The organism is Nostoc sp. KVJ20, from assembly GCF_001712795.1.
Lineage (GTDB): Bacteria > Cyanobacteriota > Cyanobacteriia > Cyanobacteriales > Nostocaceae > Nostoc.
This window is the reverse complement of the sequence record NZ_KV757537.1, coordinates 1-20,647: the sequence shown is the minus strand read 5'-3', so window position 1 is coordinate 20,647 and position 20,647 is coordinate 1. Positions and strand designations below refer to the sequence as shown.

Genomic DNA, 20,647 nt, shown 5'->3' with positions numbered 1-20,647 from the left:
TTCAATAAAAAGAAGAGCTACTAAGCCAAACAGTCAAATTGAGGTAACTTTTGCAAATTGTCAAGATAAATGGTCACGCTTAGGGCGGTGATTTAATCCTCACATAAACTGCCTGCTTGGGAGAAAATCCGCTGAACTTAATGCCCAGTCTGTCCCAGAGGATAAATGAGGGTACGCTGGGTCTGAATTTCCAGCTATTTCAATCTTTAACTTATCTAACGCATAATTGGCGACTACAGTTTTTAAAATATTCCAATTGGGTATTGGGCATGGGGCATGGGGCATGGGGCATTGGGCATGGAAGATGAGAAAGCAAGGAACAGGGAGACAAGGGGACTTGAGTGAGTACTTGTAACAAGTCTTTCTCCTTGTCCTCTTCACAATGCCCTATGCCCTATGCCCAATTCCCAACTTTAATAGAGCTTGTGCCAAAATTAAATCAAACTTGAGAGCAAAAGCGAAGTGGGTTTGTACCCATGTCAGGAAAGCAAAACCATGCAACCAATTCGTCAGGGTGATGTTATCTTACTACCTGTGCAGCAGGTTGAAGGACAAAAAATACCTCATTTAACTTTGGCAGAAGGCGAAGTTACGGGTCATAAACATCGTATCACTGAGGGTAGAGCGGAATTATCTGAAAAAGATGGCACACTCTATTTACGTGTTTTTTCAGAATCGGCATTGCTAGCTCATGAGGAGCATAAAGCTATTTCTATTCCCCAAGGTGACTGGATGGTGAAAATTCAGCGAGAATACGAGCCTGAAGGTTGGCGTTATGTCGCTGATTGAAAAGTTAACGCCTGAGCAAGAGGCTTTGATTCCAGTTTATCGGGACAAGTGGAGAGCGATCGCACTTTCAACTGAGCGAATTGATAGAGAGAAAGCAGGGGAAGCTGTAAAAATAGCTTACGAAGTTCTAGGCTTACCTAAGCCGAAAATTTTATTTTTTGATAGCCCTCTTGCAGCTTTTAAAAGTGTTAATACTAATTTAAAAAATAGCTACAGCAATCTTGAAAAATATTGGTATCGATGGAATTTACCAGATAATCTGCTAAAAACATACCATGACTTGTTTAATAAAATACTTAATTTTTTAGGAGAGTTATTGTCTGAAGATTTATTTTCCTCTATATCCAATGAACTCTACTTTGACTTAGATATATGTTTTTTATTCTGGCAACAGATCATACAGCATTTAATCACTCAAGAAGATATTCCTAATGAAGTTTTGAGCTTCTTAGAGAGCGATATGCGAGTGGAGCCTGAAGAATGGATACAAAGATGCTGTTTGATTGAAATTGGTTTTGTTTTATTCAATGCACCTTACAATTCCAAAGGATGGCAGTTATTGCGAGGACTGGTTGAGAATTGTGGTTGGGTTTATCCTTTTAAGGAAATTTGTATAGTATGCGATCGCCCGCTTCACCTACGCTTCGACAATGAAAATCGCCTCCACGCTGAAGGCGAACCAGCCATTGAATTTACTGATGGATATAGCCTCTACTCCTACCACGGTGTAACCTTACCTGAAAAATATGGTAAAATTAACCCGCAGCAATGGCAAGCTGAATGGCTTTTAACAGAGCATAATGCCGAACTACGCCGAGTGTTAATTCAAGGTATTGTTTACGCCCGAATTTGCCAAGAATTACAAGCTATTGAATTAGATAGTTGGCAAGAATACACGTTATTAAAAATTGATGCTGATGTTGATGAAGAATCAATTTATTTATTAAAAATGATCTGCCCTAGCACAGGGTTTATTCATACCTTACGAGTTCCACCGAATATGAAATCAGCACGTGAAGCGATTCGCTGGGTAAATTGGGGTGTAGATCCAGAGACATTTGGTGTGCAAACATAATTAATTGTTTAAGAGACTTTTCCCATTTAGAAAATGTTCAGCGATCGCTACCTAATTTCTTGATAAAATCTTCATGTTCAGCAGACTGCAAACCTGCTTGTAAAACCTTCAAGACACCCTGCATATTACCTGCTAATAATTCTGTCGCCGCTAACCACAACCCTGAAAATACCCGACTTCGCAAAACGCCTTCATTGTCAGGTACTAATTCCAGATATTCACCCTGTTCCAGAGAAAACCAAGTCAATTTTTGGTCTAAAACTTGCCAAACAATATATTCTTTGACACCGTTGCGACGATAAGCCTGTTTTTTGCCATGAAGATCGATAGCCGCACTACTAGCAGCAATTTCCACAACTAACTCTGGCGCACCTTCAATATAATCATCTTCACTCAGCCGCGTTTGACCACCTGCTTCCGGTTCAATCAACAGAACAACATCGGGTTGAGGTTCGTTATCTAAGTCTAAGCGGACGGTAGGTTCAACTCCCAACGCTACACCAGGAGTTGCAGCTTCGTAAGTACCAAGGCATGTCAAAATCCAACCATGCGGTTGACCGTGACTTCGGAAACGCAGAGCAGCTGGCATAAGATAGACAATCCCTTCGATTAATTCAGCTTTTTTCAGGTTAGGGGTGGCATTGTAGCGACGCTCAAATTCGTAGCGGGTAAGTTTATCGCCATTTTCCAAAGGAGGAATTGTCGAAGGCTGGGAGGGTGTTTTCACCATAATTGTTGTGAAAATGAGCTTGTGTACATCTTAGCGAATTAGGTAAAAACGCAACCGACTAGGGAATGAGGGACTTCTGATCTCTCTCCTAAAAGGCTACGGTGTACACATAAATAGAATCACCCCCCTTAATCCCCCCTTGTCAAGGGGGGAAACCGGAAAATCTTGTTCCCTCCCCAATGCATCGGGGAGGGTTAGGGTGGGGTAAAACCTTGCTTAATCAGCTATTTCAGATTTGCGTGTACACCGTAGCCTTTCTAAGGGGAGGGTTAGGTCTAATTTCCCGAAATATTAAGATTTTTTTACAAAAAAAACAGGTAATGTTGTTTAAATTTATAGCTGCATCCAAAGTAGGAAATAGGTTTCAGCTATATCGTCTCTCCTAAAACCCGCAACAAACCTTATTTTTTTTCAGCCAGTATGTTTGAGAAAATCAGAAACGATTTAATAATTAAAGACTTATAAGTAGATCGGCTGAATTAAATGTAAGACCTCTCTCCAAACATCTCTCCTTGGCTTTAATCCTATTCCCCTTTCCCTGCCAACGGCAGCTGTGCGATGCCTACGGCGGTAAACTACGCACCGAAGGGGTTGATGGTGAAGTCTATCTTATATTTTTTTACGCCCACTTACTTAGTTATTTGAGTTGAAAAGGGAGACACAAACATGAAATTGGCTTACTGGATGTATGCTGGCCCAGCCCACATCGGCACTCTGCGAATCGCTAGTTCTTTTAAAAATGTTCATGCGATCATGCACGCTCCCATTGGCGATGACTACTTTAACGTCATGCGCTCCATGCTATCGCGGGAGAGGGATTTTACTCCGGTGACAACCAGTGTTGTCGATCGCAACGTTTTGGCACGCGGCTCCCAAGAGAAGGTGGTAGATAACATCGTCCGCAAGGATGCCGAGGAACACCCAGATTTGATTGTGTTAACTCCCACCTGCACCTCCAGCATTTTGCAAGAGGATCTACACAACTTTGTGGAACGGGCGCAGTTGGAAGCGAAAGGAGATGTCATGCTGGCGGATGTGAACCACTACCGCTACAACGAACTGCAAGCCGCCGATCGCACTTTGGATCAAATTGTCCAATACTACATTGAAAAAGCCCGGAAGCGGGGCGAATTACCAGAGGGCAAAACAGCAAAACCCTCGGTTAACATTATCGGTACTACCACCCTCGGTTTCCACAATAATCACGACTGCACCGAACTGAAACGGCTGATGGCTGATTTAGGAATTGAGGTAAATACCTTAATTCCTGAAGGTGCTTCGGTGAATGACTTGAAAAAGATGTCCCAAGCCTGGTTTAACCTAGTGCCTTACCGTGAACTCGGTTTGACTACAGCTCGTTATCTGGAAGAACAATTTGGCACACCTTATATAGACATTACTCCAATGGGTGTAGTGGAAACTGCCCGTTGTATTCGCAAGATTCAGCAGGTAATTAATGCTCAAGGTGCAGAAGTTGACTACGAAAACTTCATCAATGAGCAAACCCTCCATGTCTCTCAGGCTGCTTGGTTCTCCCGTTCGATTGACTGTCAAAACTTGACTGGCAAAAAAGCTGTGGTTTTTGGTGACAACACCCACGCCGCCGCCATTACCAAGATTCTGGCGCGAGAAATGGGGATTCATGTTGTTTGGGCTGGTACTTATTGTAAATATGATGCCGATTGGTTCCGCGAACAGGTGAGCGAGTATTGCGATGAAGTGCTAATTTCCGAAGATCATGGTGAAATTGGGGATGCGATCGCTCGTGTCGAACCCTCTGCCATTTTCGGCACGCAAATGGAACGCCACGTTGGTAAGCGTTTGGATATTCCCTGTGGCGTAATTGCTGCACCAATCCACGTCCAAAACTTCCCCATTGGTTACAAACCATTTATGGGTTACGAAGGCACAAATCAGATTACAGATTTGATCTACAATTCCTTCACTTTAGGAATGGAAGATCACCTATTAGAAATCTTCGGTGGTCATGATACCAAAGAAGTAATTACTAGAGGAATTTCGGCTGATTCTGATTTGAATTGGACAAAAGATGGTCAAGCAGAATTGAATAAGATTCCGGGATTTGTTCGCGGGAAAGTGAAGCGAAATACTGAAAAATTTGCCCGCGATCGCGGTTTCAAAGAAATCAACGCTGAGGTGTTATACGCTGCGAAGGAAGCTGTCGGGGCGTAGGTTAACAGGTTAGAGATTTTTAATAATAAAGGGCATATCTTAAGGAATGCCTTTTATTATTACTTATTCTGACTTCAGCAGACGAAGAAAGCGAGCTTGTTCATAGCAAGTGGAAGAAAGCCTTGTCTAGCTTGAGAACAATCACAACTATTTGTAAAATGTGAATTATAAGTTTGTACGTGCTATTCAGTAATAATTTCAGTTAACAGAATATAACTCTAGTGCAGCACTAATAAATTTAATTGCGATCGCGGTTTCAAAGAAATCAACGCTGAAGTTTTGTACGCCGCGAAGGAAGCTGTCGGGGCGTAGGTTAACGAGTTAGCGATTTTTAATCATAAAGAGCATATCTTATATGAATGCCTTTTATCAAGATTTGTAAAAAAAAATATCAGACTGCAAAAAAAATAATTAACTTGTTGTAATGTTTGTAACGATATATTAAAATTACACAGGAGTTTGACCACGCAGATAGTGTGCGCTGCGATCGCGGAGGTGTCATAAGCATCTTCTTTAGATGCAACTTATGAAAATTTTGTTGGTAGAGGATGACGTATTATTGAGTACAGCACTCTTCGAGTTGTTGAGTGCAAATCGTTATACTATCGATATCGCAAGCAATGGACAAGCTGGATTAGAACTAGCACTATCGACTGAATATGAGTTGATTTTGCTGGACTGGTTAATTCCAAAACTGGATGGCATTAGCTTATGCCGGCAACTGCGAAAGCAAGGCTACCGTAAATCTATTCTGTTGCTAACTGGGAAAAATTCTAATGCAGACATTGTTGCTGGGTTAGATGCCGGAGCAGATGATTACGTCATTAAGCCATTCAACTCAGAAGCATTACTAGCCAGAATTCGCTCTTTATTACGACGCAATGAGGCAATCTCATCATCCACGTTAACCTGGGGAAATCTCTGTTTAGATCCACATGCTGGCAGAGTAACTTGTAATGATCAGGAAATTCCCCTTACCGCCACTGAATACAAACTGCTGGAATTGTTTCTGCAAAACCCAGATCGGATCTTTAGTCGTGCAGTCATTCTAGATCGGCTCTGGGGATTTGGGGATGCACCAACTGAAAGTGCAGTTACGACTCATATTAAAGACTTGCGAAAGAAGCTGAAAACAGCAGGACTAGCAGAAGAATTTCTAGAAACTATATATGGTATGGGCTATCGCATCAAGCCTGCACCTAATCATTCCATCTCTGTTATGGCAACAAATCCCGATGGAAAGAAAAAAACCGGCTCCAAAGATATGACTTCTGTAAATCGGGTGCTGGAGCGATTTCGTAATTCCTTTGTTGGACAGGTTGGAGTGTTGGAACGGGCAAAAACTGCACTCTTAGCCGGGAATTTTAATGAAGATTTACACCAGCAGGCATTGCATGAAGCCCATAAGCTAGCAGGTTCGATGGGGTCGTTCGGTTATCCAGAGGGTTCCCGGCTAGCACGAAAAATAGAGCATTTACTGCTTCAATATTCCTCGCTATCTCCAGATAAAATCTCTGATTTCTCGCAACTGGTAACAGCATTACAGCAAGAGTTAAGCAAGCCTGTTGTTACTTCCACCGCTCAAAGCGTCCCGATGAACCAAACTTATCGTCTGTTAGTCATCGATGATGATGCGATGCTGACGGAACAGTTGCAGGCAGAAGCCGACTCATGGGGAATCAGAATGAAGGTTGCACCAAATTTAGCAACAGCCCGATCGCTTTTTTCCTTAAAAACTCCTGACGTAGTTTTACTGGATTTGAGTTTTCCTGGAACCGAAGAAGATGGATTAGTATTGTTGAGCGAGATAGTACAGCGATCGCCAAATATCCCAGTGATTGTTTTTACAGGAAGAGATACCCTAGTAGATCGACTGGCAGTATCGCGTTTAGGAGCTAGACAATTTTTGCATAAACCGGCGACAACCGAGCAGATTTTTCAGGCGATCGCTCGTGTCTTACCTCAACCTAAAACTTCCGAAGCCAAAGTTTTAATCGTAGATGATGATCCTGTAATCCTGGCTGGACTATCGGCGTTACTAACTCCTTGGGGGCTGGAAGTAACAACTCTCTCTCTATCACAACAATTTTGGAAGGTGCTGATTGCAACATCTCCAGATTTGGTGGTGCTAGATTTAGAAATGCCGATAGTTAATGGTTTAGAGTTGTGCAAAGTTGTGCGCCAAGATGCCCAGTGGGGAGATTTACCGATTTTAGTAGTGACAGCCCATACTGATGCAGAATTTCTTCAGCAAGCTTTTGCTGCCGGAGCCGATGATTTTATCAGCAAGCCAGTGCTAGGGCCAGAACTTGTGACACGGGTACTGAGCCGCATTCAAAGAACGCGCTGGCGCTCTCAGCTAGGCAGAAGTCAAGCATGATCGGAAAATCACGATTATTGAAGTACGGTGTGGCTATTGCCTCAGCTGCGATCGCCACCTTCTTATCAGTCTGGCTAGAACCGCTGATTTCTCGAACCATTGGTGGATTTTTCTACATAGCGATCATCGCCAGTACTTGGTATGGTGGCTTTCGACCAGGAATTGTTACAGTTGTTCTTTCCACACTGGCAATTGATTATTACTTGATTTCCCCTCGATATCAACTGGGGATTAATCAATCAGAAGATGTATTGCGGTTAGGAATTTTCTTATTGGTTGCCTTGATAATTAACTTGGTGACAGGCAATCTTCAATACAGCAGACGGAAGATTCAACAACTCAACCAACAATTGTCTCAGGAAAATGCCGAGCAATTGCGGATAACTCTTGACGATCGCAAACAAGCACAAGAAACGTTGCAACAGCAATTTGAGCAACAGCGCTTAGTGATGGAGATGACTCAGCGTATCCGGCGATCGCTGAATTTACAAGATATCTTGCAAACTACTGTCGATGAAGTGCGGCATTTTCTGGAGTGCGATCGCGTCACTATCTTTCAATTTTATCCAGGTTGGGGTGGAACAATTGTTGTTGAGTCTGTTGCACCGGAATGGATGGCTCTTTTACCACTCCAGATTTACGACCCTTGCATTGGTGAAGAGAACGTTGAACCCTTTAAACAAGGCTTAGTCACTGCGAAAACTGATATTTATACTGCCGGAATTAGTCCCTGTCACGTTCAATTTTTGGAAAGTCTCCAGGTGAGGGCAAATCTCGTCGTTCCCATTTCTTTGGGAGATGAATTGTGGGGATTAATGGCAGCTCATCAATGTGCGGCTCCTCGTGAGTGGCAATCTTCAGAAATTACTCTGTTGCGGCAGTTAGGAGCGCAGGTAAGCATTGCTATCCAGCAAGCAGATTTGTTTAAACAGTTACAGATAGAACTAACGGAGCGCAAACAAGCAGAAATTGACCTACAACAACTAAATGCCGAACTTGAGCAACGGGTGCAAGAACGCACTGCACAACTGACAGAGACGAATGATCGCCTGCGAAAAACAGTGATAGAGCAGCAACAAACCCAACTCACACTTTTAGAACAGGCGCAAAAGCTGGAGCTTCAGGCTGTAATCACCCGAAATATGGGGGAAGGCATTTGCTTAGTGAGAATTGATAATGCAGTCATTATCTATGCCAATCCTAAATTTGAGCAGATGTTTGGCTATGACTCTAATGAACTCAACGGTCAGCACGTTTCGATTGTGAGTAGTGTCACCAAATCGGTAAATACTGAAGATGTAAATCAAGCCACTTTGTCTGCCGTCTTACAAAATACTGAAGCCAACTACGAAGTCCAGAATCTTAAAAAAGATGGTACACCATTTTGGTGTAGTGTGACGACTTCTGTATTTAGGCATCCCGACTACGGCGACGTTCTGGTTGCGGTTCACCAAGATATCACCAAGCGTAAAGGCATCGAAGAAGCTTTACGCGAGAGCGAAGAAAAGTTTCGTCAGCTGGCAGAAAACATCCAAGCAGTATTTTGGATGACCGATAATCAAAGTCAACAAGTTCTATATGTGAGCAACGCATACCAAACCATCTGGCAAAGAAATTGTGAGGACTTGTATCACAACTATTCAAATTGGTTAGATGCAATTCACCCAGAAGATCGCCAGCGCGTCGAAACTGAAGTCATTGAACAGCTTAAACCAGGGCAATACGATAAAAAATATCGGATTATCCGCCCTGATCGTTCAATCCGTTGGATTCGCGATCGCGCATTTCCAATCAAAAATGAATTAGGCGAGGTAGTTCGGATTGCTGGTATTGCCGAAGATATTACTGAACTAGAGCAGATTAACCTGATGAAGAGTGAGTTTATTGGCATCGTTAGTCACGAACTCCGCACTCCCTTAACTGCTATTCGCGCCGCACTCGGCTTACTACAAACAGGTATCTACGACAAAAAACCAGACAAATTCAAGCGGATGATTGAGATTGCAGCCATCGACAGCGATCGCTTAGTGCGTCTAGTCAACGATATTCTCGATTTGGAACGCTTAGAATCGGATCGAGCTGTCTTAGAAAAAGCCACCTGCAATGCAGCCGATTTAATTCAACAAGCAGTAGCAGGAGTGCAGGCGATCGCTAATCAACAAAATATTATCTTTAAGATCCACCCCAGCAATGCTCAAGTTTGGGCGGCGGCTGATGCCATTGTGCAAACACTCACCAATTTGTTAGGTAATGCGATTAAATTCTCGCCTGCCGATTCTACTATTACCCTGAGTGTCCAACAGCAAACAGACCGCGTACTCTTCCAGATCGCGGATCAAGGACGAGGTATCCCAGCAGATAAGTTAGAAGCAATCTTTGGAAGATTTCAGCAAGTAGATGCATCTGATTCTCGCACCAAAGGCGGCACAGGCTTGGGATTGGCAATCTGTCGTAGTATTATTGATCAGCACGGTGGGCAAATCTGGGCTGAGAGTACTCTTAGTGTCGGCAGCACGTTTTTCTTCACTCTGCCATTGGCAGGAAATTAGGTAGGGAGTGGGGAGTAGGGAGTAGGGAGTAGCGGAGAATAATTAATGACCAATGACAAATGACAAATGACAAATGACCAATGACCAATGACAAATGACAAATGACAAATGACCAATGACAAAAAGATTGTTAATTGTAGATGATGAAGAACGAATCCGCGAATTAGTACAAGCTTGTTTAGAAGATTTGGGAGGATGGGACACCCTGACTGCTGCATCAGGGGCAGAAGGACTAAAAATCGCCCAGACAGAACCCATTGATGCCATTCTACTTGATGTCTCTATGCCTGACATTGACGGCTTTGCAGTATACGAAAAACTTCAGGCAAATTCTACCACCCAAGGGATTCCAGTGATTTTGTTAACAGCGAAAGTCCAAGGGAGCGATCGCGCCCGTTTCGCCCAGATGGGAATTGCCGGGATTATTACCAAACCCTTTGAACCCACCTCTATTTGCAACGAAGTTACTGAGATTCTGGGGTGGGACAATTAATTCTTGAAGAAGAATTCAGAATTCAGAAGTCAGAATTCAGAAACGAAGGCTTAAGAGGATGTTTGAAAAGTCCTCTTGTCGGTATCAAAAGTTTTAGATCCCCCTAAATCCCCCTTAAAAAGGGGGACTTTGACTCCGGTTCCACCTTTTTTAAGGGGGGTTAGGGGGGATCTAAAGTGCCTAAAATCACAGCGAAACACTTTTCAAACAACCTCTAAGGAGGGAGTAGGGAGTAGGGACTTAAACCCATTTATTCATGCAGCGATCGCACAGAATTCAATTCTGTTAGCGGATAGCTAAGGTTTAGCCCATTCTGGCTCTTGACTCCTGAATTCTATTTTTTAAGATTTGTAACAATTTTTATATCTTTATTAGTTTTTTATTTTTGTAATATATATTTTTTGTTTGCAGATAAAAATAATTTATCTCACTGAAAAAGTGTATGAATATGCTATTGGAGGTAAATATAACTGGCAAAACGATATTGCTCATTGACGATGAACTGAATGTACGTGAGATAGTAAAATTTTGCCTCCAAGATTTAGCTGGTTGGGATGTGGTGACAGCAGATTCTCCATCAGAAGGATTGCAGAATGCAGTACGCCATAGTCCTGATGCGATTGTATTAGATATCTCAATCCGTGACATGGCTAGTTTTGAGTTTATGAGTAAGCTAAGAAATAATCCAGAAACTCAAGCTATTCCAGTAGTGCTGCTCAGTGCTAAAGCGCGATGGCTCGATTCGCAAATTTTGCAACAGTATCAAGTTGCAGGTGTAATCCTCAAACCCTTTAATCCAGTTACCCTCCCGGCTCAAGTTGCTCAACTGCTGGGTTGGGATTTTACTTCACTAATGGAGTGAACCAGTCACCAGTCATCAGTTATCAGGCGTATAAGCGTCGGTTTTAAACCAGCCACTAACGCCTACCACTAATCGTTACACTCTGTTAACACGCCACTACAAGACTACTGAGATTTTTTAAAAGTTGTTAACTACTTTCATTTCTTCATTAGTTCTTTATTTTCTATTTATAAATTAAAACTGTTGGTAGTAAAGCCAAGAGCAAACTACTTATTTCTGTTTAACTTTTTTAATAAAACAACAATTTTATGACAAACTGCCCTTGCTGTTCAAACCAAATGCTCCGTCACATTCGCTTACAAGAAACCTACTGGTTCTGCCGCCACTGCTGGCAAGAGATGCCTAACCTAAGTTCAGAAAGGAACAGGAGTAGTTTAAATTTGACGAGAAAAAGCCCATCATTAGTTAAACAGGCAATTTACTCATTTTGAAATCTCAAAATCGCTGTTTTTATATTACCAATTTAACTCACAAATTAACTCATTAGGTTATCCATCGTCATTAGTCATTTGTGTTTACAGAGAGAGGACAAAGGACTAATGACGATGTTCATTCAAAGCGGCGTGAAACTCCATCCCAAGATTTGGTAGGTTAAGGTTGCTTAGTTAGGGCATTGGTAGCTTTTTCCCCATATTTTCCCCATGCCCGAATTGCACGCTTGTAAAGCTGAAACATCGTCAGGGCAGGGTGTGGGAGGTGTGGCAGGTTTGCTGCTTTTTTCTATCTCCCCACACCCAAAAAGCCAGTTATATCAGGGCTTTGTGATTAACTTATACCAATTCTTTATGAAGCTGCATAGAATTCGATCCCCCCTAGCCCCCCTTAAAAAGGGGGGAATTCAAAGTCCCCCTTTTTAAGGGGGATTTAGGGGGATCAAGATATGTGCAACTTCACATTAAATTGGTATTAGTGCCATCCCGCAAGTGGCGTGGAGTTTTTCATTACAGCTATGCATCCTTACTCACAATAGTTTTCGCTTAAAGGGGAAAAGGGAACTATGGATGGTGAAAACATTTTCAGTGATGGATAAAATTCTAATCTCGCTGCATAATCATCTGTTTGTGATACTTCCAGTCCAATTGTTGGCTGCTCTTTTTCATCAAAAAGCAACTGGATTTGATAATGTGTCCAGAATTGCTCACCTAGTTCATCTTCTAATTCAAAAAGACGTTCTTCATCACCCCATATATTCGACCAAAGAACTATCTTATTAGCTCGAAAATGATTTTGACCTGTTGTATCTGTAATTACAAAATACGCTTCGACATTTAAATCAAATCCCAAGTCATCGACCTCTACCTCTGCTAGCTGACAGTTAACCACTATTAAGGTATCTGGGTTAACGTTTATTACCTCCTCTTGGCGCTTTAATAATTCTTGAAGCACGAAATCAGGCAACAACTGGGAACTCTCCTCAAGTAGGATTTTTTGAGTTTCTGGGGAATAACGAGTTTTTAATTCTTGCGTGATTAAAGTTAAAATATCTTCACTAGCTAAAGTGACAATTATATTTTTATCTGCGGGATTGAGGAAACTTCCTTGATTCAGATTAATGTGTTTTTTAATTGGCATAGTTCTGTTAAATCCTTTTAATACTTTCCATTGCAGTTTAACTCTATCATTCGTTAGCTTATTGTGTAATTATGACCAATTATCGTATGCGGATTTAACACTAATATTGACTCAAAAAAATACCTACATTTTCATGAGTAGAATTATCCTATTTTTACTCTGATACTTAACATTCCTATAGGACTCATATTTGATTTTTGAACAAAACTCAGTACAACTAAGAAGCCTTCTTGACTGTTGCCTGTTGCCTATTGCCTGTCTACGCAAATTCGTTCAGAAATCAAAGCGGATTCCTTATTGCACTGTTTGTTTACAGAGTGCGATCGTCAGCAATGCTGCTGCCCCAAACGCTGCTATCGTCCGAACATGGTTCCAGAGCGTCCAGTTGGTCAGATATCTAGCCCACAAGTCTGCGCCCTCACTGCTATCTGGTTTGGCGATCGCCAGGGCATCATTCAGCGGCACATTGAAGGCGATCGTCACTACAACAGTGCCAACGAGATAGAGTAGGCTACCAACTAGTAAGTAAACAGCATCGGGTTGATGCCACTTTGACAGCGAAGCGATCGCCAGAAAGAGGCAAGCCAAAGCGGTTCCAAAGAGCGCCATCATAAATAACGGATTGATCGCTGTGATATTAATCGACTGCATGGCGGACATGCCTTCTCTTGGCTGAAGTCGAGCAAGAGCATTCATTACAAAAGTCGAGAAGGCAAAGAAGACTCCCGCCACAAGTCCGCAGCCCAAGGCAGTAAAAAGTTTCAATGCAAAAAGTAAGTGGTCAGCAGTTGTCATCTAATTCGTAACCTTACTAATCCACAAATCGTTAAAATTACTTGTTAATACTTTTGAAGATTTAGATTTCTTGCCTGAAAAATATTTTTCTTGCTCATTATTATACACTTGAATGTTGCGATCGCTTTGCTCATCATGGGTCAACTCTGTTACTTCAACAGCACTAACCTTGACACTATCCGTAGCTTTAGCCACGGAGATTCTTGGATCTATGACAGAACTTGCTCAAGCAGGTTTTCACCAACCGGATTGAGGTTGCATTTTAAATGCTGATTAGCTGATCACACCCCCAGAGGTATTATCACGGCAAGAGATGTCAGAGAAAGATGCTCAAAGAGCGATCGCCGTACAAGATTTTATAGCTCTGCGTTCAGATGCGCGTGAAGTCAAGAAACAACAAAATTGAATCCTAAAGCTTTATAACAAATTGAATAAATAGACGGATAAGTTCTGGTATATTTCAATATACTTAGAAAAGTTTTGTATGTTATAAATTTAAGCAATATATTACAAGTGATGCAGAGATCATCAGTATAATTAGTTATCTTTTTGAACAAGAAGGTTTTACTTGTTTGTTGCGGTCAGGAGGCTAATATTGCTCTGCGTATCTGCGTGAAATTTTAATATCTAGGTAATTTATAGTGCTAAAAATCTCTAACCTCAACGTTTACTACGGCGAAAGCCACATTCTCCGCAATGTAGATTTAACCGTACCATCTGGGCAAATGGTTTGCCTAATTGGACGCAATGGCGTAGGGAAATCTACATTACTCAAAACAATTATGGGTTTACTCAAACCCCGCAGCGGTACTATTAACTTAGCTGAAGAATTAATCAACTCAAAATCCCCAGACCAAAGGGCAAAGTTGGGAATTGGTTATGTCCCCCAAGGACGAGAAATTATCCCCCGGTTGACAGTCAAAGAAAATCTGCTGCTGGGGTTGGAAGCTAGACGCAAGCCAGTAAAAAAAGCAGAAATTCCAGAGGAAGTTTTTAGCTTATTCCCGGTGTTAAAAACCATGCTTTCGCGGATGGGTGGCGATTTGAGTGGTGGACAACAGCAACAATTAGCGATCGCACGTGCTTTAATGGGAGAACCTCAATTACTCGTCTTAGATGAACCCACGGAAGGGATTCAACCCTCCATCATCCTAGAAATTGAAGCCGCAGTCCGTCGCATCGTCGAAACCACAGGTATTTCTGTATTATTGGTAGAGCAACATTTGCACTTTGTCCGTCAGGCTGATTACTATTACGCCATGCAAAAAGGTGGTATTGTCGCCTCCGGTTCCACAGCCGAACTCAGCCAAGATGTGATTCAACGCTTTTTAGCTGTTTAATAAAATAGAATTCAGGAGTCAGGAGTCAGAATTCAGAATTGAATTGGAATGTGACTGGCGGATGTAGCTTGCTTCTCTATAGGAGTATAAACGGGTTTAATTTCTCCACTTTCTTGTTCTGAATTCGGAATTATAAATTTTGTATTGTCTCTATCAATTGTGTCAGAAGCAATCAAGTCTGCTGCTTCTTGTAAAAGCTCATGCTGTTCCTTTTGAATTGCTTCTAATCGACTAGAAATTTCTGCTAATCGTTGTTGTTTATGTGGTTGAAAACTTTCAGGTAACAAAGCTGGCAGATTATCGGTTGTTTTAGTCGCTGTAATTTGTTGAACAGCAAAACTGCCAAATTTAGTTAAGGATAGAAAGCTAACTTTAATCAAAGCCTGAAGCAATTTTAACGGAACTTGGAGTATTGACCAACTAGCTGTTTCAATCAACCGGACAATTGCTTTGATGATGCTCCAAATAAGAGCGATCGCAAACACCAAAATCACTATACTAATAATTGGGTGATTAGTCGCCCAACCTAGTATTTGAACTAACCGAAAAAATATCGGGTGTTGTGTCAGCCAATCACTTACAGAAGATGCCATTACATCTTTAACTGCTCCCGATGTTGTACTTTTAAATTTATCAGCAGTTTGCCAAGTTTGCTCTAAGCTTGTGGTAAATGTATTAATTGCTTTATCGGTCGTTGTAGTTGCTGTTGCCTTCAAAGACTCTCCAGCTTGTTGTGCTGAGTTACTTAAAGAGTTAACGCTTCCACCCACAAAATCTTTCGCAGTTTGCAAACGTTCTAAAACTCTGTTAGGCAAGTGTATGTCTATTTGGGATGCCATAAAACATTTCACCGAGGTTGAAATCGAACCCGTAACCCATCTTTAGGGCGATTGCTAGGAACTAACACTGTTTCTAAACTTTGATTGGGTAATATCTCCCAATGATAATCGCGTAGAAGGTGGGCAGCAATAATCTTCATTTCCATTTTGGCAAAGGCTATACCAATACAGATGCGTGGCCCACCACCGAAACCAACTAAACTAAAAGGATATTTTTTATGTTCTTGGCGCTGGGGACTGAAACGATCTGGATCAAAACGCTCTGGTTCAAGGTAAATTTCTTTTAGGCTGTGAGTGATCATAATTGAATACAACAACTGCCAACCAGCCGGTACGTGATAGCCTTTAAACTCAAAGTCTTTAATTACACCACGAAAACCACCTCCGACAGGTTGATGCAATCTTTCGACTTCCCACAAAACCTGCTCTAAATAGGGCATTTTGCCCAATTGTTCTAAATCTAAATCACCTTTACTTGCAAGTTGCAATTGTTCAACTCTTGCTTTTTCGAGTACTTCTGGATGACGGGCTAACTCTACACACAACCAAGTCAGCATTGAAGTAGTTGTTTCATGTCCAGCAAAAAGTAACAGCACCGCTTGGGCAATAATTTCTTTTTCACTTAAGCTATTACCATCTTCATCTCTAGCTTTTATTAACAAGCTGATGGTATCTTGAGTTGGGTTTTGCTGACGTTCTCTGACAACTTGAGTTAGATGTTCTAAAATTTCATTACGAGCGGCTATAGCTTTACCAAATGTAGTAAATGGTAAAGACAACGGGTTAATAGCAAACAGCCCATTTGTCAAGGTTGTAAACAACTGACTAAGGCGCACACATTCAGGCCCAGGACTCGTACCCAACAACAATTGACTAGCAATATCAAATGTCAGCTGTTTAAACTCTTGAAACCAAGTAAATTCCTGTTTTTTCTCCCACTTTTGGAGATAGCCGCGCGTAATATCTTCCATTGTGGAGACATAATTCGCCAATGCGGGCCCATGCAATGCCGGCATCATTAAACGGCGATTTTTGCGGTGTTCCTCTCCATCTTGCAAAAAAAGTGATTCACCCAGTAATGTCTTGAAATTATCAGGCCATCCTTCCCGCCAAGAAAAATTCTCGATATGGCTGGACAAAACGAACTCTAATGCCTCCGTCCCTGCCATTACCACAGTTGGTCTGCCAAGAAGATGGGTTTTGAAGATAGGCCCATACTGGTGATAGCGCTTTTTAGCAAAATCGCGGTCGAAAACAAAGGAAAGTGTTTCACCTAATACAGGTATACCAAAGCTTCCAGGAGGAATTTGATTACTTTTCATAAGTAGTCGGACACAATTAAATTCATTGGTGGAGATAGGGAACAGGTTACAGGTTACAGGGTTACAGGAAAAAACTTGTGTAATTAATTCTGTCTGATTACCAAATAATTGGGTCTATAAAGCCCCGTGCTTCAAGCAATGCTTTAAAGTAATGAGTAAGGAGTAATGAGTGGATGAAAAATGGGTATTTACTCATTACTCATTACTTATTACTCATTACTTATTACTTATTACTTATTACTCATTACTTATTACTCATTACTCCTTCTTAAGAGCGCCTTTAAGTCGGTGAGGATGTCAATTATCTCGTTAACTCGAAGCGCTAGTATAAAACCGCAACGCAAACCGCCAAAACCAAGTAGAAACAAAAAACAGCGCTACCGCTAATATTGCTGCACCTATCAACCAGCTAATTTCACTCCGACCTAACAACACTTGCGCTGGTACGGTTGTTAAAAAAGCTACTGGAATTACAAAGGTGAAGAAAAAGCGGTAAGCCGTGGGATATGCGGCAATGGGATATCTTCCAGCATCCAATAAACCACGCAACACTTCAGTAACGTTGTATATTTTGACGAACCAAATACTTGTCGCTCCCAGCATAAACCACAGGCTATACAAAATCACCAAGCTGAACAATAACGGCAGCACACCCAGTAAATAGCTGTCTATTCCTACACCCAGGCGTTGACCTGCGTAGCCAATAATAATACCACCAAAAACTAGATCCGGCATTCCCCAAGGTGAAAGGGTATGAGTGGAAAGCCAAAACTGACTGCGGATAGGTTTTAATAATATAAAGTCCAAAGTGCCTTCCTGGACATGGCGGACAATACGATTTAAGTTCGATGCCAGAAAAGTAGCAGAAAATCCTTGCAGTAAGGTAAAAATTCCTAGAACTACTAAAGCTGCTTCCCATGACCAGCCACTAAAAGTATAGCCAGTGCGGTAAAACAAGAATAGTCCAAAGAGGCTACCGGCAAGATTTCCCAGGCTGCTGAGGGTAGCTATGAAAAAATTAATCCGATATTCCAACTCAGCTGCGATCGCAGCACCCCAAAATAGTCTTAGTACTTTCAAATATCTTTGCATCTTGCACCCTTAACTCAAAACCTGCTATCTGTCACTACGTTTCCCAGGATTACATCATAACTTTATGTAAATTTAATATTACTTTTTATTCAGGAAAATTGCTAAACGTTAAGATGTTGTGGATCTACTGTTGAGAGGTAAGAAGTTCTATGCATCTGGATTTACCAGAACTGATGAAATCACTTCGCTACTTTGGGGTATGAGCAATTGTCTTTACTGAATCTGGCTTTTTAATTGGTATATTTATTTACTTAATTTTGCGGAATATTGGTAATCTATGGCTAAACTGTCTAACGAATTACAACGCTATTTTTTTGAGGAAGAACGACCCTCAAAGGTAACATTGGCAGAGATTTTACTGTTAGCAAAAGAAAGAGTTTTTGGATTTTTGCTAGTTATTTTGTCTCTACCTTCCGCTTTGCCAGTTCCAGCGCCGGGATACTCAACTCCTTTCGGCATCCTGATTTTTCTATTGGCTATACAGCTGATTGCCGGTGCAAAAATCCCCTGGCTACCCAAGCGGATGATGAATCATCCTATGCAACTTACAACAGTTCAGGGGTTTTTGAAGGCAGGAATTCCTTGGTTAAAAAGAATTGAAGCGATCGCTCGTCCTCGTCTAAGCTATATCTGTACTACTTTACCAGGTAGAGTGACCATTGGAATAGCGATCGCCTTGATGGGAATTTCCATGATGATTCCCATTCCAGGAACTAATACCCTGCCAGCAATGGGAATTTTTGTAACTAGCTTTGGCTTATCGGAAGATGATGGTGCTATCAGCTTGGGTGGTCTAGTTATGTGTGTGATGGGGGCAGTTTTAACTACTTCCATACTAGTGGCACTGGTTTGGGGAGGTTCTAGTCTTCTTGATATCATCAAGACTTGGTTAGGTCGTTGAAGAAGGCAGAAGGCAGGAGGCAGGAGGCAGAAGGCAGGAGGCAAAAGGCAGGAGGTCGAACGCAAGAACGTGTCGTAGACAAGGCAGGATAGCAAAAATACTACTTCAGGAGAATGACACACGAACACCAGAACTTGATAATACCCTCATGACTTCCTTAAACATCAACCTCTATCTGCTCCTAGAAAATCTCCTCTTTTTCCTAGTTGCCACACTTTTTATTGTGATTGTGAACTGGGGATGGAAAAACACCAAGCCCTACACTCTACCTTTACCATTTCCCGGTTGGTATAAAATCTGGTTTGGCTCAGTGCAACTGCTAGGAGGATTGCTGCCCTTAGTAGTCATGCTATTGTGGGGTGTATTGTGGGGCGATCGCAGTGTATTAACTGTGCTTGGTTGGTATTTTATCGTATTAGGGTTGCAAATCATCTCTGAAAGAGTGACACTTAGGCAGTTGCAAAATGTCGTATGGGTAATGGTTCCTTATATATATCTGCCTTACCGCTTCTGGCAGTTATATGAGGGTTTGACACTTTTGGATTCTACAAGTGAGTTGCAGTGGGTACGATATTTATTGATTTTTGAATTAGTGCTATGGATTGTTAACTACGCCATAGATGTATCTCAATTGCCACGGCTGTTTCGCTGGGAAGTACAATCAAACTCTGACGTTGCTAGGGATTAATCGCAGAATTAGCCATTTTTACTAAAGAAGTGCGTTCTCCTGCTTTCAATCCAACAACATATTGCACACCCTGCTGTCTCCAAGTCAAGGTAGCATCTGAACAATTAGCACCACAACTAAAATCCACAAAATAGCCAGTAATACCCTTAGCTAAAGATACAGGTTTACCAGTCAGGCGCGGTGTTTTGCGCGTTACTGCTTCAGCAGAAAGCACACCCAAACGACAGGCAGTTCCACCCGTACAGTCAGGACTGAAACCCAGTAAAATATCGTACTTCTTTGGCGTAGCAGCTTCTATAATTGCGTAAATTGGATTTTCCCCATCCGACTCAGGAATAAACTTTGGCAATAAAATCTTAATCTGAGTCTTTCGCTTTAATTTAGGCAGAATAGATTTAAAAATTGGGTGTGGCTGGGTTTGACTCTGCTGTGCTATCAGTTGGGACTGGTTGTTGATAGTAGCTATGGCTGACTTGTGAAAGCTGCTAACGCCGACTGATAAAAATACAGCACACACAACACTGATATTTCTGAAACTTAAAATCATCTTTAAAAACCTATTTTATCTAAAGTACTTATTTGTAATACCCAGTTTGGGTATCAAATTACGCATTTAATAGAAGAAGCGATCGCTGGGATGCAGCATCAAGCGCTACTTTATCCTTCTTCAAAACTATACATATCAAAGGTTTCAGTCTGCTGAATTTTTATTGAACAGAATTCAGGAGTCAGGAGTCAGAATTCAGCAATGTTTTCTGTATGACTGGCGGTAGCGAGTATTTTCGAGTCGCGTCTTTATTCTGACTCCTGTTAGCGGATAGCTAAGGTTTAGCCCATTCTGACTTCTGAATTCTTCTTCAATCATTCCAATGTATATTTCCGCATTCTTTTGGGAATCATAAATCGAGGAAGAATTATACACCACAAGGTATTACTTCCTGAAATATCACGTAACTTTTAGAGGATAATTATGTCTAAACGCAAGTTGCCCAAAGGCCGTAGTGTTAGGGCGTGTCATCAATTAGGT

18 protein-coding genes are annotated in these 20,647 nt (G+C 41.6%); 10 read left to right on the top strand and 8 right to left on the bottom strand.

Going from position 1 to position 20,647, the window contains the following annotated elements; genetic code table 11:
* Window positions 1–495 precede the first annotated feature (495 nt).
* Window positions 496–789: a hypothetical protein gene (locus A4S05_RS00095; RefSeq protein WP_069067803.1), complete on the top strand. Its 294-nt coding sequence runs from the start codon at window positions 496–498 to the stop codon at window positions 787–789.
* Complete coding sequence (locus tag A4S05_RS00090) at window positions 776–1,864, top strand: DUF6745 domain-containing protein (protein ID WP_069067802.1); 1,089 nt, start codon at window positions 776–778, stop codon at window positions 1,862–1,864. Before A4S05_RS00095 ends, A4S05_RS00090 begins: the two co-directional genes overlap by 14 nt.
* 37 nt (window positions 1,865–1,901) lie before the next feature.
* On the opposite strand, the gene A4S05_RS00085 is transcribed toward A4S05_RS00090, so the two are convergent.
* Complete coding sequence (locus A4S05_RS00085; protein ID WP_069067801.1) at window positions 1,902–2,594, bottom strand: Uma2 family endonuclease; 693 nt, start codon at window positions 2,592–2,594, stop codon at window positions 1,902–1,904.
* 666 nt (window positions 2,595–3,260) lie between these two features.
* Between A4S05_RS00085 and bchB the strand changes: the two genes are divergently transcribed.
* From bchB to A4S05_RS00055, 5 genes are all read left to right on the top strand, one after another.
* Entirely contained in the window at window positions 3,261–4,787 is a 1,527-nt protein-coding gene (gene bchB, locus A4S05_RS00075) for a ferredoxin:protochlorophyllide reductase (ATP-dependent) subunit B (protein ID WP_069067799.1), read from the top strand.
* Between the two features lie 526 nt (window positions 4,788–5,313).
* Window positions 5,314–7,167 (top strand): response regulator, encoded by a 1,854-nt coding sequence (locus tag A4S05_RS00070; protein ID WP_069067841.1) that lies wholly within the window; start codon window positions 5,314–5,316, stop codon window positions 7,165–7,167.
* The gene (locus A4S05_RS00065) at window positions 7,164–9,716 is read left to right on the top strand and encodes an ATP-binding protein (RefSeq protein ID WP_069067798.1); all 2,553 of its coding nucleotides are present in this window, start codon (window positions 7,164–7,166) and stop codon (window positions 9,714–9,716) included. The genes A4S05_RS00070 and A4S05_RS00065 overlap by 4 nt, the downstream gene beginning before the upstream one ends.
* Before the next feature lie 115 nt (window positions 9,717–9,831).
* A complete protein-coding gene (locus A4S05_RS00060; RefSeq protein ID WP_069067797.1) occupies window positions 9,832–10,209 on the top strand; it encodes a response regulator in 378 nt (125 codons plus the stop codon).
* A gap of 442 nt (window positions 10,210–10,651) precedes the next feature.
* Window positions 10,652–11,071, top strand: coding sequence for a response regulator (locus A4S05_RS00055; protein ID WP_069067796.1), 420 nt, complete (start codon window positions 10,652–10,654; stop codon window positions 11,069–11,071).
* A gap of 957 nt (window positions 11,072–12,028) precedes the next feature.
* Here A4S05_RS00055 and A4S05_RS42835 read toward each other — a convergent pair.
* The 3 genes from A4S05_RS42835 to A4S05_RS00040 form a co-directional block, all read right to left on the bottom strand.
* Complete coding sequence (locus tag A4S05_RS42835) at window positions 12,029–12,643, bottom strand: hypothetical protein (RefSeq protein ID WP_256090760.1); 615 nt, start codon at window positions 12,641–12,643, stop codon at window positions 12,029–12,031.
* A 294-nt stretch (window positions 12,644–12,937) separates the two neighbouring features.
* Window positions 12,938–13,438, bottom strand: a complete 501-nt coding sequence (locus A4S05_RS00045; RefSeq protein WP_069067795.1) for an anthrone oxygenase family protein — start codon at window positions 13,436–13,438, stop codon at window positions 12,938–12,940.
* Complete coding sequence (locus A4S05_RS00040; protein WP_069067794.1) at window positions 13,439–13,633, bottom strand: hypothetical protein; 195 nt, start codon at window positions 13,631–13,633, stop codon at window positions 13,439–13,441. It abuts the gene before it with no gap.
* Window positions 13,634–14,079: 446 nt separating this feature from the next.
* On the opposite strand from A4S05_RS00040, the gene urtE reads away from it, so the two are divergent.
* Window positions 14,080–14,778, top strand: coding sequence for an urea ABC transporter ATP-binding subunit UrtE (gene urtE / locus A4S05_RS00035; protein ID WP_069067793.1), 699 nt, complete (start codon window positions 14,080–14,082; stop codon window positions 14,776–14,778).
* Between the two features lie 32 nt (window positions 14,779–14,810).
* On the opposite strand, the gene A4S05_RS00030 is transcribed toward urtE, so the two are convergent.
* The 3 genes from A4S05_RS00030 to A4S05_RS00020 form a co-directional block, all read right to left on the bottom strand.
* Entirely contained in the window at window positions 14,811–15,617 is an 807-nt protein-coding gene (locus tag A4S05_RS00030) for a hypothetical protein (protein WP_256090759.1), read from the bottom strand.
* 8 nt (window positions 15,618–15,625) lie between these two features.
* Window positions 15,626–16,939 carry a cytochrome P450 gene (locus tag A4S05_RS00025; RefSeq protein WP_069067792.1) on the bottom strand — a complete coding sequence of 438 codons (1,314 nt, stop codon included), beginning with the start codon at window positions 16,937–16,939 and terminating at the stop codon, window positions 15,626–15,628.
* Window positions 16,940–17,248: 309 nt separating this feature from the next.
* Window positions 17,249–18,031: an ABC transporter permease gene (locus tag A4S05_RS00020; RefSeq protein ID WP_069067791.1), complete on the bottom strand. Its 783-nt coding sequence runs from the start codon at window positions 18,029–18,031 to the stop codon at window positions 17,249–17,251.
* A 277-nt stretch (window positions 18,032–18,308) separates the two neighbouring features.
* Between A4S05_RS00020 and A4S05_RS00015 the strand changes: the two genes are divergently transcribed.
* Both A4S05_RS00015 and A4S05_RS00010 read left to right on the top strand, forming a co-directional pair.
* On the top strand, window positions 18,309–18,932 hold the full coding sequence (locus A4S05_RS00015) for an exopolysaccharide biosynthesis protein (RefSeq protein ID WP_069067790.1): 624 nt from the start codon (window positions 18,309–18,311) through the stop codon (window positions 18,930–18,932).
* A 148-nt stretch (window positions 18,933–19,080) separates the two neighbouring features.
* A complete protein-coding gene (locus A4S05_RS00010; protein WP_176726872.1) occupies window positions 19,081–19,620 on the top strand; it encodes a hypothetical protein in 540 nt (179 codons plus the stop codon).
* Here A4S05_RS00010 and A4S05_RS00005 read toward each other — a convergent pair.
* Window positions 19,610–20,167: a hypothetical protein gene (locus A4S05_RS00005; protein ID WP_069067789.1), complete on the bottom strand. Its 558-nt coding sequence runs from the start codon at window positions 20,165–20,167 to the stop codon at window positions 19,610–19,612. The two genes, A4S05_RS00010 and A4S05_RS00005, sit on opposite strands and share 11 nt — an antisense overlap.
* Window positions 20,168–20,647: the final 480 nt, after the last annotated feature.

Coding starts and splice junctions, on each gene's coding strand:
- A4S05_RS00095 (WP_069067803.1), top strand. CDS start 496: ATGCAACCAATTCGTCAGGGTGATGTTATCTTACTACCTGTGCAGCAG.
- A4S05_RS00090 (WP_069067802.1), top strand. CDS start 776: ATGTCGCTGATTGAAAAGTTAACGCCTGAGCAAGAGGCTTTGATTCCA.
- A4S05_RS00085 (WP_069067801.1), bottom strand. CDS start 2,594: ATGGTGAAAACACCCTCCCAGCCTTCGACAATTCCTCCTTTGGAAAAT.
- bchB (WP_069067799.1), top strand. CDS start 3,261: ATGAAATTGGCTTACTGGATGTATGCTGGCCCAGCCCACATCGGCACT.
- A4S05_RS00070 (WP_069067841.1), top strand. CDS start 5,314: ATGAAAATTTTGTTGGTAGAGGATGACGTATTATTGAGTACAGCACTC.
- A4S05_RS00065 (WP_069067798.1), top strand. CDS start 7,164: ATGATCGGAAAATCACGATTATTGAAGTACGGTGTGGCTATTGCCTCA.
- A4S05_RS00060 (WP_069067797.1), top strand. CDS start 9,832: ATGACAAAAAGATTGTTAATTGTAGATGATGAAGAACGAATCCGCGAA.
- A4S05_RS00055 (WP_069067796.1), top strand. CDS start 10,652: ATGAATATGCTATTGGAGGTAAATATAACTGGCAAAACGATATTGCTC.
- A4S05_RS42835 (WP_256090760.1), bottom strand. CDS start 12,643: ATGCCAATTAAAAAACACATTAATCTGAATCAAGGAAGTTTCCTCAAT.
- A4S05_RS00045 (WP_069067795.1), bottom strand. CDS start 13,438: ATGACAACTGCTGACCACTTACTTTTTGCATTGAAACTTTTTACTGCC.
- A4S05_RS00030 (WP_256090759.1), bottom strand. CDS start 15,617: ATGGCATCCCAAATAGACATACACTTGCCTAACAGAGTTTTAGAACGT.
- A4S05_RS00025 (WP_069067792.1), bottom strand. CDS start 16,939: ATGAAAAGTAATCAAATTCCTCCTGGAAGCTTTGGTATACCTGTATTA.
- A4S05_RS00020 (WP_069067791.1), bottom strand. CDS start 18,031: ATGCAAAGATATTTGAAAGTACTAAGACTATTTTGGGGTGCTGCGATC.
- A4S05_RS00015 (WP_069067790.1), top strand. CDS start 18,309: ATGGCTAAACTGTCTAACGAATTACAACGCTATTTTTTTGAGGAAGAA.
- A4S05_RS00010 (WP_176726872.1), top strand. CDS start 19,081: ATGACTTCCTTAAACATCAACCTCTATCTGCTCCTAGAAAATCTCCTC.
- A4S05_RS00005 (WP_069067789.1), bottom strand. CDS start 20,167: ATGATTTTAAGTTTCAGAAATATCAGTGTTGTGTGTGCTGTATTTTTA.